At 36.5% G+C, this 15,142-nt stretch carries 19 protein-coding genes and 1 tRNA gene; 16 read left to right on the top strand and 4 right to left on the bottom strand.

The window, feature by feature from the left end; all coding sequences use genetic code 11:
* On the bottom strand, positions 1 to 905 hold a 905-nt coding region (locus H515_RS13515), incomplete at its 3' end, for a site-specific integrase (RefSeq protein ID WP_036891896.1).
* Between the two features lie 679 nt (positions 906 to 1,584).
* Here H515_RS13515 and H515_RS0111190 point away from each other — a divergent pair.
* The 15 genes from H515_RS0111190 (at position 1,585) to H515_RS0111115 (ending at position 11,856) form a co-directional block, all read left to right on the top strand.
* On the top strand, positions 1,585 to 2,895 hold the full coding sequence (locus H515_RS0111190) for a site-specific integrase (protein WP_025876602.1): 1,311 nt from the start codon (positions 1,585 to 1,587) through the stop codon (positions 2,893 to 2,895).
* 177 nt (positions 2,896 to 3,072) lie between these two features.
* A complete protein-coding gene (locus H515_RS0111185) occupies positions 3,073 to 3,363 on the top strand; it encodes a DUF3853 family protein (protein WP_025876604.1) in 291 nt (96 codons plus the stop codon).
* A 436-nt stretch (positions 3,364 to 3,799) separates the two neighbouring features.
* Positions 3,800 to 4,384: a hypothetical protein gene (locus tag H515_RS0111175; RefSeq protein ID WP_025876608.1), complete on the top strand. Its 585-nt coding sequence runs from the start codon at positions 3,800 to 3,802 to the stop codon at positions 4,382 to 4,384.
* Between the two features lie 79 nt (positions 4,385 to 4,463).
* Entirely contained in the window at positions 4,464 to 4,781 is a 318-nt protein-coding gene (locus H515_RS0111170; protein ID WP_025876610.1) for a helix-turn-helix domain-containing protein, read from the top strand.
* 3 nt (positions 4,782 to 4,784) lie between these two features.
* Positions 4,785 to 6,059 (top strand): type II toxin-antitoxin system HipA family toxin, encoded by a 1,275-nt coding sequence (locus H515_RS0111165; RefSeq protein WP_028901960.1) that lies wholly within the window; start codon positions 4,785 to 4,787, stop codon positions 6,057 to 6,059.
* Positions 6,037 to 6,183, top strand: a complete 147-nt coding sequence (locus tag H515_RS14635; RefSeq protein WP_154653702.1) for a hypothetical protein — start codon at positions 6,037 to 6,039, stop codon at positions 6,181 to 6,183. Before H515_RS0111165 ends, H515_RS14635 begins: the two co-directional genes overlap by 23 nt.
* Positions 6,184 to 6,416: 233 nt before the next feature.
* Complete coding sequence (locus H515_RS0111155) at positions 6,417 to 6,731, top strand: helix-turn-helix domain-containing protein (RefSeq protein WP_025876612.1); 315 nt, start codon at positions 6,417 to 6,419, stop codon at positions 6,729 to 6,731.
* Positions 6,718 to 7,893, top strand: a complete 1,176-nt coding sequence (locus H515_RS0111150; protein WP_025876614.1) for a type II toxin-antitoxin system HipA family toxin — start codon at positions 6,718 to 6,720, stop codon at positions 7,891 to 7,893. The genes H515_RS0111155 and H515_RS0111150 overlap by 14 nt, the downstream gene beginning before the upstream one ends.
* Positions 7,894 to 8,282: 389 nt before the next feature.
* Positions 8,283 to 8,786, top strand: coding sequence for a hypothetical protein (locus tag H515_RS0111145; RefSeq protein WP_238300135.1), 504 nt, complete (start codon positions 8,283 to 8,285; stop codon positions 8,784 to 8,786).
* 11 nt (positions 8,787 to 8,797) lie between these two features.
* Positions 8,798 to 9,502 carry a ParA family protein gene (locus H515_RS0111140; RefSeq protein ID WP_051274770.1) on the top strand — a complete coding sequence of 235 codons (705 nt, stop codon included), beginning with the start codon at positions 8,798 to 8,800 and terminating at the stop codon, positions 9,500 to 9,502.
* Positions 9,495 to 9,956 carry a hypothetical protein gene (locus tag H515_RS0111135; RefSeq protein ID WP_025876620.1) on the top strand — a complete coding sequence of 154 codons (462 nt, stop codon included), beginning with the start codon at positions 9,495 to 9,497 and terminating at the stop codon, positions 9,954 to 9,956. The genes H515_RS0111140 and H515_RS0111135 overlap by 8 nt, the downstream gene beginning before the upstream one ends.
* Positions 9,957 to 9,967: 11 nt before the next feature.
* Positions 9,968 to 10,222, top strand: coding sequence for a hypothetical protein (locus H515_RS0111130; RefSeq protein ID WP_025876622.1), 255 nt, complete (start codon positions 9,968 to 9,970; stop codon positions 10,220 to 10,222).
* Positions 10,219 to 10,890 carry a hypothetical protein gene (locus H515_RS0111125; protein ID WP_025876624.1) on the top strand — a complete coding sequence of 224 codons (672 nt, stop codon included), beginning with the start codon at positions 10,219 to 10,221 and terminating at the stop codon, positions 10,888 to 10,890. Before H515_RS0111130 ends, H515_RS0111125 begins: the two co-directional genes overlap by 4 nt.
* Before the next feature lie 21 nt (positions 10,891 to 10,911).
* Complete coding sequence (locus H515_RS0111120) at positions 10,912 to 11,190, top strand: DUF3127 domain-containing protein (protein ID WP_025876626.1); 279 nt, start codon at positions 10,912 to 10,914, stop codon at positions 11,188 to 11,190.
* Positions 11,191 to 11,445: 255 nt separating this feature from the next.
* The gene (locus H515_RS0111115) at positions 11,446 to 11,856 is read left to right on the top strand and encodes a hypothetical protein (protein WP_025876628.1); all 411 of its coding nucleotides are present in this window, start codon (positions 11,446 to 11,448) and stop codon (positions 11,854 to 11,856) included.
* Between the two features lie 864 nt (positions 11,857 to 12,720).
* Here the strand turns inward: H515_RS0111115 and H515_RS0111105 are convergent.
* On the bottom strand, positions 12,721 to 12,954 hold the full coding sequence (locus H515_RS0111105) for a hypothetical protein (RefSeq protein ID WP_025876630.1): 234 nt from the start codon (positions 12,952 to 12,954) through the stop codon (positions 12,721 to 12,723).
* Positions 12,955 to 13,145: 191 nt separating this feature from the next.
* Positions 13,146 to 13,859, bottom strand: a complete 714-nt coding sequence (locus H515_RS0111100; RefSeq protein ID WP_025876632.1) for an SH3 beta-barrel fold-containing protein — start codon at positions 13,857 to 13,859, stop codon at positions 13,146 to 13,148.
* 426 nt (positions 13,860 to 14,285) lie between these two features.
* On the opposite strand from H515_RS0111100, the gene H515_RS0111095 reads away from it, so the two are divergent.
* Entirely contained in the window at positions 14,286 to 14,507 is a 222-nt protein-coding gene (locus H515_RS0111095) for a hypothetical protein (protein ID WP_025876634.1), read from the top strand.
* A 290-nt stretch (positions 14,508 to 14,797) separates the two neighbouring features.
* Here the strand turns inward: H515_RS0111095 and H515_RS0111085 are convergent.
* Positions 14,798 to 14,882: transfer RNA gene (locus tag H515_RS0111085), tRNA-Ser, on the bottom strand.
* Positions 14,883 to 15,142: the final 260 nt, after the last annotated feature.

The following is a 15,142-nucleotide window of genomic DNA, read 5'->3' as shown; positions in this document are numbered from 1 at the left end:
ATGATACTCTTGGGAATGTCAAGCAATAAAACATTTGTCTCCACATTTGTTTTCTGTCTCTTGGTCATAATCCACTGCTTATCATCAAGTGTTACGATATTGTCTGGTGTGAGATTGGATACGTCAATATATGCCAGACCTGTGAAGCATGAAAAGATGAAAACATCCCTTACTAACTCCAAGCGTTGAATAGCAAATTCCTTGTTGGCTATCTTCATAATCTCCTCATCCGTGAGAAAACCTCGATTGACCGGCTCCAAGTGAAAACGGTGGTTGAGGAAGGGGTCGTGATACAAAACTCCCATCTTTTGTCCTAATATTGTTATGGTCTTGAAAGTTTTCATTGTCTTGGTTGCGGTATTGGGATTTTGCCCAACGACTGTACGAAGGTAGATATCAAATTCTCTAATAACTGTATATGTAAGCTCTGATAGTTTGATATCCGACCTTTTGTAATTCCTTTGGAGAAATTCCCTGAAGTGGCGTTCGCAGACATTATATTTTTGTAATGTTGCACTACTTGCAGAAATACCGACTTGTCGTGCTATATCGGCATTGTGCTTATCAAAGAGTTGCAACAGTGTATCAATGTCTTCTTTCTTACCCAGATATTCTGATTTGATGCGCTCCAGACATATATCGGGGTTGTCTTCTAATTTTCGATAGATACTCTGCAAGCCATTACGAATGTTGTCCAGTTCAAGATTTGTACTAAGAACGTCGGTTGTACGTCCTTTCAGTTTCTCATTCTCCTTGTCCCATAGTGATTGCTCTACCGCAATTCCTGTGGAGCCAAGTGAAAGCCGTTCATTATTGAGATAGATTCTCAACATTACTGGTGTCTTTCCTTCCTTGTTGACATAGTTGCTTCTAAGATAGAAGGCGGTTCTAAAATTTGTCTTCATACTTGTTTTTTTTAATTGTAGCCAGAAATAGAGAAATTGTAGCCAGACGAAAAGGAAATTGTAGCCAAACGTCCATACTTTCAACTTCTGTAGCCCAGCTACAAAGTTCTACATAATTGTTTGAATAGCAGTAAAATACAAGTACTCTAAACGAACTCTCTACGAACTCTTGGCTACAATTTTTGTTTGTCTCAAAAAAATGTAGCCAGATTGTAGCCACAGGAGAGTATTTTGGGAGTATATACGACCTCTAAACGACCTCTGAAAAGTAAGATTTGTATGAAACAAAAGTATCGCAACTTATTGAAGTTACGATACTTACGTGTTTTTGAAGTTTTTCTCAACTCTTTTTACAGAGTACTTCACGCGGAGAGAGAGGGAAGTGGTCATCTATACAAAAACATTAAAGATGTATATCAGATAATATCAAAAATCACTGAGTAACAAAAAGTTGCTGATATTATTTGAAATAATATTTTATATTTTGATAATTATAGTTCAAATCCTCCGTGAAGAAAAGAGGGGCAAAAAGTGGGGCAATATAAAGGGGGGTCAAAAATACCAATAAAAAACAGTTCTTCGCCAACAAAGTATTTTTATTTTACAAATGGGAAATATTGGGGCAAAAAGTGGGGCAAAACTGTATATTTGATTAACTTTGAAATAAAGATTATCAAATATGATTATAAAAAGAACTATAAAATTTTCAATACGTAATTATAGAAACGCTAGTTACAGGATTCGTATGCGTGTATCATATGATGGGAATCGACTAGATTTCCAGACAGGGCTTGTAATTCAAAAAGAGAATTGGGACGATAGGCAACAGCGTATAATGTCCCTAAATAGCAATACAACTGTTACTAACGAGTTTAATGAACATTTGTCCCAGATGAGAGCATGTATGGTTGCTGTTTTTCGTGAATTTGAGTTACGACAGATCATACCATCGCCTAAAGAATTGCGTAATGCCTTTCATGTTAAGACCAATCCACAGCCTCTAACCACGGAAGAATCATTTAAAAAAGATAGTACTATAAATGTGCACCAAGTGGACATTAATAAACCTAAAAAGAAGAAAAACGATTTTTGGAAGTGTTTTGATGAGTTTGTGAAAGTTAATGGCAAACTCAATGATTGGACTCCAGCGACCTATGAAAAATTTGCAGCTTTACGTAACCATTTACAAGACTTTAATAAAAAATTGAACTTTGAAGATTTTAATGAAGACGGTATCGCTGACTTCATAAACTATATGGGAAAGAAAGGTATGAAGAATAGCACGATTAATAAACAGCTTGGATTCTTACGTTGGTATCTTCGTTGGTGTTATGAGAAAGACTATCATACTAATCACACTTTTGAACACTTCAAGCCTAAATTGAAGAGTGCAAGTAAGCGTGTCATATTCTTAACACAAGAGGAATTGGAGAAAGTAGAAAACCTTAAAATCCCAGAGAAATATACATCACTTGAAGCAGTGCGTGATGTATTTCTATTCTGCTGTTATACAGGATTAAGATATTCTGATGTCAATAATCTGACATGGGAAGACATTCACAATAGAAAGATTGAAATTGTTACTGTAAAAACAGCAGATAGAATAATCATAGAGATAAATAGTAAATCACAAGCTATCTTAGACAAGTATTCTGATATTCATTTCCCTGATAAAAAAGTATTGCCTATTATAAGTAATCAGAAGATGAATAAGAGGCTTCATACATTATGCAAATTAGCAGGAATAGATGAACCTATAAAAAGCACCCATTATGAAGGTAACAAGCGAATAGATGAGGTAAAGCCTAAATATGAACTTGTAGGAACTCACTGCGGTCGTCGTACATTTATATGCACAGCTCTTGCAAAAGGAATCCCTCCCAGTGTTGTTATGAAGTGGACTGGACATAGTGATTACAAAGCTATGAAACCTTATATTGATATAGCTGATGAAGTGAAGTCTTCTTATATGAAACAATTTGATGAGTAAAAAGTAAGGGACATGAAATAGATTTTATTATCTTTGTATCGTCGTTTCAAGAAACTTTAATACAATTATTGGTTTATCAGACAGTAGTCTCTCCAATATTCTTTAATACATTTATCAAGGCGACAGAGATTTGGCTTTTTGCCAGGTATTATTAATTTATGTATTAAAGTGAAGAATATGGAATTAACACAAGGTTTGTTAGAGACTCCATTGGCACAGTTGTCAGGGAAGGATTTTGTAGAGCTTATGAACACATATAATAAAAGCTATGAAGGTAATACTTCTAATGAGCTTTTTGACGATGATAGCTGGTTGTCAGGCTATAAATCTCTTGCAAAATTTTTAAAATGTAGTGTACCTACTGTGTGTCGTATTGTAAAGAGTGGCAAGATTGATAGTGCCATGAGAAAGGTTGGTGGAACGTATTGGTTTAACAAGAATATGATACGAGATTTAATGAAGGTATGAGGTATGAAGAAATTCTTTAAATCAATAAATTTAGTAGAATTGCTCCAGATCAGAAAAAAAAGGAATTATCAGTTGCAGACTACTAAATGCAGAATAAATTCTTGGCAGCAGTTTTCAGATACTATGTCACTATTGGCTATCGTTGCTGGTGTCATAACTATCATTACTAAAAGAATAAACAAAAAAAGTGAATTAGAGATATAACTTATGCTTTAGCAACCATATTCACGTCAGACCGCAACAAGGATGAATAAAATTATCAAAAGAAGGTATAACTTGGTATATTGTTTGAGAAAAAAGGGAGTCAGATGCCTGTCCAAGGAGCGAATTATATTCTTTCCTTACAATCAAAATCCAAACGCAATCAGGCAGATAAGTTGCTTGTGTCGAGAATATCACTTTCACGTTCAGTTAGAATTGTAAAAAATAAATAGTTATGCGCAAAGAAAATAAAATTTTAGTAACCGATTGTGGCAGCATTGTAGAAATAGTTGTCATCTTTGATGATGATAAGAATCCATATATATACTCATATATTGATGGAGACCACTTTTATAGATTTGAAGAGAATGAAAAATTCTTTGATAATAAGGAACAAGCCGAAGAGTATGTGAGAGAAAACATAATTCCTTTCGACAAAAATAAAGTCAAAGAGTATCTTACTAAAAGATATGGAGTTAATTCTATCAGTGAAATGGAAGATATTTTACCTGACAGTATTATTAAGGAGTGTTCGCCCCGCTCCCTTCACATATGCGATTTGGGGTGGATTCAATGTGCTCTTCTTAGAAATGCACTAAAAGGTATTTTCTGTATTAATGCAATAACCTTCAGAAAAGAAGAAGTTGCATACATCAAGCATGGGGAAGATGACTGGGTTGAAATTACATTAAAAGATGGTACAAAAGTAAAACCTCGAAATGAGGATGAAAATTTAATCATCTGCTGGTGTTTCGGAGGCAATCCTTCAGGAGCCTATTATACGAATATCAAAAAACCTATGGAAACAGAAGAGGATTAAGCAAAGAATAAAAAAATACCAGAATAAAGTAATATAAACTAAACATATTATTGTATCTTTGCACCATAAAAGATACATTATGACAAAGTTTACTAAAGCAAACTGGATGACCAGAGCACTGCAAGAGAAATTGAGCGTAGTGGGTGAGCAATTCCGCCTTGCCCGATTGCGCCGAGACCTGACGATGGACCAGGTGGCTCAACGTGCGCAATGCACAAGGCTTACTCTCTCACGTTTGGAGAAAGGTGAGCCTACAGTGTCTCTCGGTGTGGTAATGCGAGTGCTCAATGCCCTGCAACTCGAAGATGACATTCTTCATTTGGCTAAAGACGATGAGTTAGGACACATGATACAGGACTTGGGTATCAAGAATAAGAAACGAGCTTCAAAAAGATAACACATGGAAAAATTAGATGTTATAGCCAGTTTCGACTGGATGGACAAGGAGAAGAAGGTAGGCACTCTTGGGCATGAATACCTAAGAGGCTCTGACGTATTTTCTTTTGAGTTTGATAAAAACTGGCTCAAAATCTTTCCTAAAATTCACTTTGGGCAAGACCTCCGCCCATATCCCGGGGTACAATATAGCCGAGATAACCACATCTTCGGTTGTTTTTCTGATGCTCTCCCTGACAGATGGGGGCGACGACTGATAGACTTGCGTACTTCACTAGAGACAGAAGGGAAAGCAAGCCATACCTTATCTGATTGGGACTATCTCAAAGGCGTGGAAGATGAGCTGCGTATGGGTGGTTTTCGCTTTCAGGATCCAAATAGCGGAGCATTTATCAGCTCTACGCCTGGTTACAGCGTTCCGCCTGCCATACACATTGACGAACTTTTACAAGCTGCTAAAGAGATTGAGAAAAGTGAGTATAAGCATTTGGAACCAGAAAAGAAGTGGGTACAGAGGCTTTTCCAACCTGGTTCCTCAATGGGTGGAGCACGCCCAAAGGCTTGTGTGCAGAGTGGCGGTCATCTTTATCTTGCCAAATTCCCTTCCATCAATGACGACATCAACGTATCACGCTGGGAACATTTCGCCCATCTGATGGCTAAGGAATGTGGTATTAACGTTGCCGAAACACAGGTAATTAGGACAGGAGCTGATCAGGATATACTCCTCTCTAAAAGATTTGATAGATCCGAAGAGAACAAGAGAATCCACATGGCTTCTTCTCTCACCGTCCTTGGCTTCACTGATGGCGACGGACAAAGAACTGGAAAAGGCTATTTGGATATTGTGGATTTTATCATTTCAGGGGGTGGCAACCACATAGAAACTAATTTAGAAGAGCTATATAAGCGAGTAGCCTTTAATATCTGCATTGGTAATACCGACGATCATTTTAGAAATCATTCGTTCCTACTTGGTAAGGAAGGCTGGGAATTGTCCCCTGCTTACGACATAAACCCAACAAATGGTATGTTTCAGGCATTGCTTATTGATGCCAATTCGAACGATAGTTCTCTCAATAGTCTCTATAATGCCCATGAGTTTTATATGTTGGATGAAACGACTGCAAGAGGTATTATCAAGGACGTGACAAGAAACATGAAATATTGGGAGAATATGGCAGAGGATATAGGACTTCCCCGACGAGAGATCACACATTTTACGAATCGTTTTGAACAAGGTATGGAATTTCAATATGGGCCAGGACTTCATCGATGAGGTAAAGCCAATAGGTCAGTTACTTCTTGCAAAGCTTAAAGAAAACGATTACAGTATTGTGGAAGGAAATGAGCAACAGACAAAAGAAGACCTTAATACTGGCAGAGTTGGCTTTAAAAGATAGTAGAAATTACAATCATCATCAAGTCATAAACAATTATAATATGCCTTGATGATGTTATAATAATATGACAGTATAATAGAATATTCATAAAAACATAATAATTTAATTCAATCATAAAATAATCGTGTAATCTCTTGCAGGTTTCATATATTATAACTATATTTGCAGTAACTTATATATTAGTTATTAAGTGATATTATTTAATATAACAATCAATATTATAGTTATTATAAATGTATATATTTGAACCTATATCCACAGAGGACATCTTAAGGAGTCTATCAAGAAATTGTCGGCTACGTCGATTAGAGAAGAACCTGTCGCAGAAATCTCTATCTAAGACAAGCGGTGTTCCATTGTCTACAATACAGAGATTTGAGCATATAGGTGAAATTTCGCTTGCCAGCTTCGTGAAGATAGTCCGTATACTTGGTTATGCTGAGGATATGATGGAATTAATAGGAAAACCAAAGTATTCAAGTCTTGATGAAATGGTTAGGATTAACAAAAACAGGAACAGAAAGAGAGGAACAGATGAGAAGATTTGAAACATTAAAAGTCATGTATCATGATCGACTGGTTGGACAACTTACCATGGGAATCAATGATACTTGTCTTTTCCAATACTGCAACGAATGGTTACACACTGGTTTTTCAATATCCCCATTGAAATTACCTTTAAAAGGGGACTTATTTGAAGCCCCTTATCTACCGTTCCATGGTAACTTCGGTGTCTTTGAAGATTGTATGCCTGGAGGATATGGAGAGTATGTACTACAAAAAGAACTGAATAAGGAAGGCATAAACTATCAATCTCTCACCCCTTTACAGAAACTAAGTATTGTCGGCTCATCTGGTATGGGAGCTTTATGCTATATTCCTGATAATAAGATAACGATTCCAAGCAAGTTTAAAGATCTTGATAAAATACAGCAAGCTGCATTGGATATACTATCAGGGAAAACCGATAAGAATGCAGGAAGATTGTATGTGGATAGCGGTAACTCTGGTGGTGTCCGTCCTAAAATACTGCTACAAGAGAACGGGTCTCATTGGATTGTGAAATTCCGGCATATAAATGATCCAATAGAATCAGGTAAGATAGAATACATGTACAGTCATGCAGCAAAGGAAGCTGGTATTATTGTTCCTCGTTTTAAGCTTTTCAATGACCGATACTTCGGAGTGGAACGTTTCGACCTTTCTCCCGATGGTGAGCGTATACACATGGTCACAGCCAGTGGACTTCTTGATGAGGATATAAATCCTCCCAAAATGGATTACAAAACTCTTTTGGCATTGACAGGCTACATTACGCAAGATCATATTGAAGTGGAACAACAGTTTCGTAGAATGGTGTTCAACTATTATGCTGAAAATTTTGACGATCATGCAAGAAATTTCTCTTTCCTTTATGTAGATGGAAAGTGGAAGCTCTCACCAGCTTACGATATGACTCATGATAGTCCTTTAGGACAGCATGCAACAAGCGTTGGGTATAAAGCAAATCCGACAGAAAAGGACTTCATTGAGGCTGGTTCATCTGTACAAATGTCTCATAAACTTTGCTCTGATATAATAGATGAGGTAAAACCAATAGGTCAGTTACTTCTTGCAAAGCTTAAAGAAAACGATTACAGTATTGTGGAAGGAAATGAGCAACAGACAAAAGAAGACCTTAATACTGGCAGAGTTGGCTTTAAAAGATAGTAGAAATTACAATCATCATCAAGTCATAAACAATTATAATATGCCTTGATGATGTTATAATAATATGACAGTATAACAGAATATTCATAAAAACATAATAATTTAATTCAATCATAAAATAATCGTGTAATCTCTTGCAGGTTTCATATATTATACCTATATTTGCAGTATCATATTTCATTGCTGACCCCTATTGTTAAGGTGTAAAGGCAGACTTGTACTGTTGTCAGCGAATTACATGTTATGGGGTCCCGCTCCTCTGAACATTTGTTCAAGTGACCTACCAAACTATGGAGATTGTTGTTTTAGCAGGTTTTCATTAAAACCGCAACAATCATGTTCGTTTACGAACACATAGCAATGTAACGTGTATTTTAAATATGATAAAAATGAAGAAATCTTATTTTATTATTGCAGCGTTGGCAGTATGTACATCTTTGCCAGTAGCTCTAACATCGTGTGGCTCACAATCTGACGATGAGCAAGAAGTTCTCAACAACAGTAATTCTGTTATGAAAATGGAATTGTCCTTATCGGGTGACTATGCAAAGTTTAATCCAGTTCTCGAGTTTCATGCATGGGACTTAAAGGGGAAAGGTATGACTATGCATACATCGACCGGGCATGACGTGAGTATGATTTGGGGGCTCATTTACGAAAACACTCCTTTTTCATATGCATCAGCTCAAATAAAAGGTGCATATTCATCATTCTCAGCAGTACTTGTTCTCACTAATTTAATGGAAGAAAGTGGAGAGATCTCTGTTCATGCAAAGGTTTTCAAGGATGATAAGGTAATCCGGGACGAGACACTTAATATTAGTATTAAGGCAACAGATAATGTCGTTAGTATTGCTTTTATCCCTGAGAATGGCTTCACAAAAGTAAAATAGGAGGAGTTACTATGAAAGTAGACATTTCTAATAAGATCATAGATAATAAGATTATCCTCTTTGCCAATCAGAAAGGTGGAGTTGGTAAGACTACCATATGTGGTTTATTCTCTAATTACCTTGCAGATACACGTAAAGTGTCTCTACTTGTTGTCGATGCAGATCCCCAGCAAACTTTTGCCAATCGTCGTAAAGATGATAGTCGTAGACAGAAAGATATACCTTATAATGTACAGTCTGTTACAATAAAAGATCCTTCCAGCACACGAAATATTATGTTAACATTAAGAGGATTAGAAGGGACAACTATTATTGATACCCCAGGAAGTTTAACACAGGAAGGAATGAAAGAATTACTTGCTAATGCAGATTATATCGTATGTCCTTATCACTATGATTTAAATACGATAGACTCAACACGTGCCTTCATTCTTGCTGTCCTGCGATTGAAGCAAGCTTATCCACAGATTAAAGCACAATTTATCTTTATTTGCAATAAGTATGATGTACGAGTTGGCAAAGGAAGTGAGTTGCAAGCATGGAAGATTGTAGATGCGTTCTTCAAGAGATATGGTATTATTGCTCCTCGCATTGGTAATTATGCCGATTTGGAACGCTATAATACTATTAGTAATAGTGATAAGGCAGACAAACTCACAAAACAGTGCTTTGATTTTATCTTTAAAACCATTTATAAAGAAAACGACAATGACTAAGTATAAAACAGATATTGCAGCATCAGCATCTTCTATGATGGAACTCCCAGGAACACTCGAGGGAATGTTACATGACATTCATGGGCAAGTAGAAGTATCACCAGCAGCAGCTCCTCCTATTGCAACATCAACATCCCATACAGAAGCTACAAAGAAGAAAAGTTCCAAGACGCCTGCTAAGGTGCTTGAACAACCAAAAATAGTTAATGGTGATGCTTTATGGACAGCTTTTTGGAGACAATGTGCCACAGAGAGCCAACAGCCTAAAATTGTAGGAAAAGATGGAAATGTAAGTTTCTGCAAAGTTGACAAGGATATCCTTGCAACTTTCAAGAAGTACGTAGTTGGAGGCTATACTACTCAGACAGTAGTTAATGCTATTCTTCGAAGTTTTATACTTCATTATAAGAAAAATTTTAACGAGTATAGGAAGTCAGAAAAGTCATTGCTATAAATGTACGTTCTATGAATAAGAATTATTTTCAAAAATATGGAACAAAGATAGTGTCAAAAATGACAAAATACATTTTAGTACTACTAATTGCGGGTGTGACATGGGTGGTAGCCATTTCACCATCTATGTACAAAAGAGGAGAGCAACTTTATGAACAAGGAAAGAAATTCTATAATGAGGAGAGAAATCCAAGTTCTGCTACCATGTTTTATCAAAAAAATAGTGACAGCTCTATCATAAACATAATTGAGAAAGAAAAGAAATGAGTAAGACTACAACAATATGGAATGAAGAAAGAGAGCAGTTCTTAAAAGAGAATTATGCTTATAAAACTAATGGCAATTTAGCAAACCGCCTCGGTATTTCTGTTCCCTCGGTGAAAAAAAAGGCTTACGAGTTAGGATTAAAGAAAGTCTGCGCCAAACGCAAGATACATTCTGCTTTAGAAGCAAATGTTCTTAAGATGTCTGAACTAAACTCTTATAGATCCATTGCTGACAAATTGGATATATCACTATCATCTGTAAAAACCATTGTCAACAAAGCAACTACCAATGGGTATAAGAAGCGCAGCAAGGAAGCGACAAAAAAGATAATGTCAGAAGCTCGCATCCGTCTTATCAAGAAGGAACGAGCACGCGCTATTTTTGGTTTAAATCCTAAGACGAAGTTAAAAGTTTTTCCTAACAAACAGAAGTATCGTATGCGTGACCGCTTAAAACGATGCCGATACGATGTAGATAGGAATAGTATCGACGTGTTTATTGATGATGAAACACGTCGTCATGATAGCATTGAACATGAAGCTCAAAAGTTGGGTTTCAATATCATTCTTCCAGTAAAAGAATATTATTCGATAGATTTCGTCTCTGAGAATGGAGAGGCTGAAAAGCAAATAGCAGAAGAGTTTACAAGAAACTACCGTTATAAATAAACAATTTAAAACAAGAGAATTATGTCACAATGTAATGGAAAGGTAATTGCCATCGGTGAAGTAAAAACTGGTGAGAGTCAAAGAGGAAAATGGTCTTCTCAACAATGGGTTGTTGAAGAGCAGGGACAACAATATCCCGAGCATTGGGTACTTGAAACCTTTGGAGAAGATAATATTAGCAAGTTCGATGTGCATGTAGGCGATATGGTAACTGTAAAATACACAGCACGTTCTACAGAAAGGAATGGTAACTATTATCCATCTAATCGTCCATGGGAAGTTGTCAAGGAACAACAATAGAAAAATGAGAAATAAATCTAAGCGGACTGCTGAAAGGTAGTCCGTTTTTCTTTTGTGTTGATAAGTAGTTATTATTGCGTTATAAAGTACGAAAAACATTATTTTATCACTGATTCTTTTCCCTCATTGTTGTATTCTGCATTGAGGAGTGTGTGGTTGTAAATAAAACGATACTTTTGTGAAAGTTTCTACAAAGCCCTTTACTTGAACTTTGAATTTTTGTAGAGAACGAAGAAATCTAAAAGTGTTAAATTTATGTTTGGTACATTTATGACCATTATCATAATTGGCTATATTGGCTATTATGGTTACAATATCGTTTATGATCTCTACTTCGACAAGTCAGGTGAAGTAGTTACCACTGCTGCCGTTGATGAACAAGAAGTAGATATAAAAGACGAATTGGGAGGCTTCACCCAGTTTAATGCTGATGAAGGTATAAGTGAAGAAAAGAAGCCTGTAAGCACATCTTCTTCAAATGTTATTCCAGGCAAACCTTTAAGATCCAATGATGATAAAGGTGAACCTACATTTGCAATGTCAGGAGGTATTAAAGCAGATAACCTTTCTACTCTGATAACCTCGTTAGAAAACAAAGAGGAAGGCTCTAACTTTGATATTGTCGTAAAAGCTATGACACCTTTCTCAGTAGCCAAAATCTTATAACTTTGATACGAAGCCTCTCTTGTTGATAACATACCATAGTTACCTTTATCAATGGAAGCCATCAAAACATCCAAGATTGCTTTTTTTATTTCTTTTTTCATATTCATATTGTTTGAATGATACATTTCCCTTTCGTTCAACTGCTTTTTGCAGCATCACTGTCGGGCTTTCAAATTTTACGTGCAAATGAGGTAGCAAGGTCATTAGGAAGATAAGCAAAGTAATTTAAGGATATTCTCATGGAATACCCAAATCTCTGATTTGCGGAAGGCTGCCGTGAGAATATCCTTAAATAGCGTAGCAGTACTTTGTGTTCTTACGACCTTGCTTACCTTTGCAAAGGAAAATTAAAGCCAGACAAGTGTATGCAAGGAGTGTAAACGACAACAAAGAATACAGGGCTTATCTTAAACTAAAGGGTAGAGAATGGCTGTATAGCCGTAGGCTTTAAAATGAGATACTGTCATAACCGCTCTCCCAGAGTCCCATGAAAACCTCTGTCGAAATGCTTCGTAGAACATGCGACTGTGGTTTTCAAGGGATTAAAACAGCACAGTCTGTTTTAAGGGTTTCAGCGCAGCCTGTGTTCTGTAAAGCAGAATGAATAAGCACGCTCATGTATATGAGATAAGTGCGTTCCTGATGCTTTACTGGACACTGGCGAAGCTGTGGGGACAATGCAGAAATGATGTGGGAAAACAAGAATGAAAAACTTGCGATAGTGTGTTTTGATAGGGCAAAAGGGAGGTTTTGCATATATAATCAAGGGCTTGTAAAATGAAAGAGGGCTATGATAGATCTGTGCTGCGACCATTAGGAGCAGCACACAGCAAAAATCCGTGGTGACAAACCACGGACTTTCTTCTAACGGATAAACTTTGATAAGTCTATCATCATAGAATTATAAACAACTTTCTCATATCCCTCTTTCTTTAAAAAAGCAAGTTCACGTCTTGCATAAGCATTCGCTTGTTGCTTAGTCATACTTGCCTTGCTGCGTATTGGTCGGTTAGGGCGCATAGTATCTACTTGATAAATCTCTTGGTAAATAGGACTATACTTCGTGCGCTTGAATACATCTACTCTTGGATACTTCATTTTCTTCTATACGTTTCAAAGTTATACATATTTTCATCACACTGCGGACAATAAAAGGGATAGTCTAATACTCGTTCATACTGCACTTCATGATTACATTTAGTACAATAGCGGTGCGTTCTCTTCTCAGGATTTGCTTGTTTCATAAACATATAAGTTTGTGGAGGGGTGGTTAATCCCTCCGTTACCTTTTATAGCTCTGCAAGCCTCGATGTTGCCTTTATGATTAGGTCTTTTAGCTGTTCCTTATTCAGTTCGGGCAATAAGTCTATGACCATGAAATTCTCGGTGTCCTCAATATCTATGCCTTTCTTTGCAAGAATGGTCTTAATATCAAGCTGACTAAAGTCATTATAAGACTTACCACTTATCACTTGTGGCTCTTCATTGCTTGTGAAGATGTTGTTTACCTCAATGTTTGATGGTTCGCCAAAACCTATGAAAGCGTCAATACGAAATTTACGTTCCTCTTGCTTATCAATGTCATAATAGACAAAGTATTGTCCCGTAATATCTATATTATCCGAAAGAATGCCGTGTGCATATCTCACAGAACCATCAACTTTACGATAAGCGAAAGCCGTAACTCCGTCTTTCTTCATCTTCTCTTTAAGCTTAATAACAAGTGCAAGACAAATATCATGATGTTCTGCTATCGTCCCTTTACGAAGTTCGCCTACCTCAATGAGATTGTCAATGAGAAACGACCTCCAACCCTTACAATCTACATCATAGTAAGCAAGTGTAAATTTGCTATGGTGATGAATGCTGTTGCCCTTAATGGTGTGTCCTATACCATATAGCGTACCACACGCATGACGTTCTGTGCCGTCTTTCTTACGATACACGAAAGAAACAATACCTTTGCGAAGTTTCTCAACTAAAGTCTCAAATAGATTTTCCATATTGATGAGATTATTATTTGTTTATGTAAAACATCATCAAGCATTAAAAACTTGTCGATGTGATATTTCATTTTCCCTTTCGTTCAACTGCTATTGCAGCATCACTGTCGGGCTTTCAAATTTTACGTGCAAATAAGGTAGTAAGGTCATCAGGAAGATAAGCAAAGTAATTTAAGGATATTCTCATGGAAAACCCAAATCTCTGATTTGTGGAAGGCTGTCGTGAGAATATCCTTAGATAGCATGGCGGTACTTTGTGTTCTTACGACCTTGCTTACCTTTGCAAAGGAAAATTAAAGCCAGATATGTCTACTGTAGAATAGTTGAAAACTAATCAAGATAGATATTTTGAAGATTTATCACTCAAAATATCGTATATAGGGCTTATTTTGTAACTTTGAGGTAAATTAAAGATAATAAAGGACTATGGTAAAGGTAATACATGTGCAACTGATGGAAGGGAGGAAGAACTATTACTTCGGTTCTATACCTGCAATTTATAATGTACTGACAGCAGAAGATATTGGTATCAAGCAACGTTCACTGGAAAGAGTAGGGCTAAGTAAAGGAGGGGTGGTGTTAAACAAGAAGGCTATCATTCGAGCTTCGGAGTTGATTAGGGCAAAAACGAACCATAAGGGAAAGTGATATTGCAAGTGCCGAAAAGTCCGCTAAATGAAACTTTTGATATTATCTGATATAAAAGGTTCGATTCCTACTTTTTGCGACTTCTGTTATTCATTGAAAAACAGGTAATTACAAATGCTGAAAAATATTTACATAAAAAAGCGTTTTTCAGGATTGAACAAATTTTCGGAGAAAAAAGTGGGGCAAAAAGTGGGGCAACTTTGGGGCAAAAAGTGGGGCAACTTTTTAGTATAGATAAATAAAAAGTCCCTAAGTTGTTGTAACTAAGGGACTTAACTTGCTGTGTGATGCGGAGAGAGAGGGATTCGAACCCCCGGTACCTCTCGGTACGACGGTTTTCAAGACCGTTGTAATCGACCACTCTACCATCTCTCCAAAAGGTATTTTTGGTGAGTACCTACTTTCTTTTGGAAAGCGAGTGCAAAGATAGATATTTTTTCTTAAATAAGGAAAGTATTTGTAAAGAATGTTCGGTGTAAAACATCTTTTAACAAACAAGGGGTAAAATTATTATCAGTACCGAATGGTAAGATTTCAGGCCGATGAAGTGGATTAAGTTAAAAAGTCAGGGAATTGGGAATAAATATAAAAATTACCAATTGAAAATAATAGATTTAAACCTATGATTGGGAATA

The organism is Prevotella corporis DSM 18810 = JCM 8529 (assembly GCF_000430525.1).
Classification (GTDB): Bacteria; Bacteroidota; Bacteroidia; order Bacteroidales; family Bacteroidaceae; genus Prevotella; species Prevotella corporis.
This window is presented reverse-complemented; position numbering and strand designations above follow the sequence as displayed.

Coding starts and splice junctions, on each gene's coding strand:
- H515_RS0111170 (WP_025876610.1), top strand. CDS start 4,464: ATGACAAAGTTTACTAAAGCAAACTGGATGACCAGAGCACTGCAAGAG.
- H515_RS0111175 (WP_025876608.1), top strand. CDS start 3,800: ATGCGCAAAGAAAATAAAATTTTAGTAACCGATTGTGGCAGCATTGTA.
- H515_RS0111125 (WP_025876624.1), top strand. CDS start 10,219: ATGAGTAAGACTACAACAATATGGAATGAAGAAAGAGAGCAGTTCTTA.
- H515_RS0111120 (WP_025876626.1), top strand. CDS start 10,912: ATGTCACAATGTAATGGAAAGGTAATTGCCATCGGTGAAGTAAAAACT.
- H515_RS0111155 (WP_025876612.1), top strand. CDS start 6,417: ATGTATATATTTGAACCTATATCCACAGAGGACATCTTAAGGAGTCTA.
- H515_RS0111095 (WP_025876634.1), top strand. CDS start 14,286: ATGGTAAAGGTAATACATGTGCAACTGATGGAAGGGAGGAAGAACTAT.
- H515_RS14635 (WP_154653702.1), top strand. CDS start 6,037: ATGGGCCAGGACTTCATCGATGAGGTAAAGCCAATAGGTCAGTTACTT.
- H515_RS0111190 (WP_025876602.1), top strand. CDS start 1,585: ATGATTATAAAAAGAACTATAAAATTTTCAATACGTAATTATAGAAAC.
- H515_RS0111105 (WP_025876630.1), bottom strand. CDS start 12,954: ATGAAGTATCCAAGAGTAGATGTATTCAAGCGCACGAAGTATAGTCCT.
- H515_RS0111130 (WP_025876622.1), top strand. CDS start 9,968: ATGAATAAGAATTATTTTCAAAAATATGGAACAAAGATAGTGTCAAAA.
- H515_RS0111115 (WP_025876628.1), top strand. CDS start 11,446: ATGTTTGGTACATTTATGACCATTATCATAATTGGCTATATTGGCTAT.
- H515_RS0111145 (WP_238300135.1), top strand. CDS start 8,283: ATGAAGAAATCTTATTTTATTATTGCAGCGTTGGCAGTATGTACATCT.
- H515_RS0111150 (WP_025876614.1), top strand. CDS start 6,718: ATGAGAAGATTTGAAACATTAAAAGTCATGTATCATGATCGACTGGTT.
- H515_RS0111165 (WP_028901960.1), top strand. CDS start 4,785: ATGGAAAAATTAGATGTTATAGCCAGTTTCGACTGGATGGACAAGGAG.
- H515_RS0111100 (WP_025876632.1), bottom strand. CDS start 13,859: ATGGAAAATCTATTTGAGACTTTAGTTGAGAAACTTCGCAAAGGTATT.
- H515_RS0111185 (WP_025876604.1), top strand. CDS start 3,073: ATGGAATTAACACAAGGTTTGTTAGAGACTCCATTGGCACAGTTGTCA.
- H515_RS0111135 (WP_025876620.1), top strand. CDS start 9,495: ATGACTAAGTATAAAACAGATATTGCAGCATCAGCATCTTCTATGATG.
- H515_RS0111140 (WP_051274770.1), top strand. CDS start 8,798: ATGAAAGTAGACATTTCTAATAAGATCATAGATAATAAGATTATCCTC.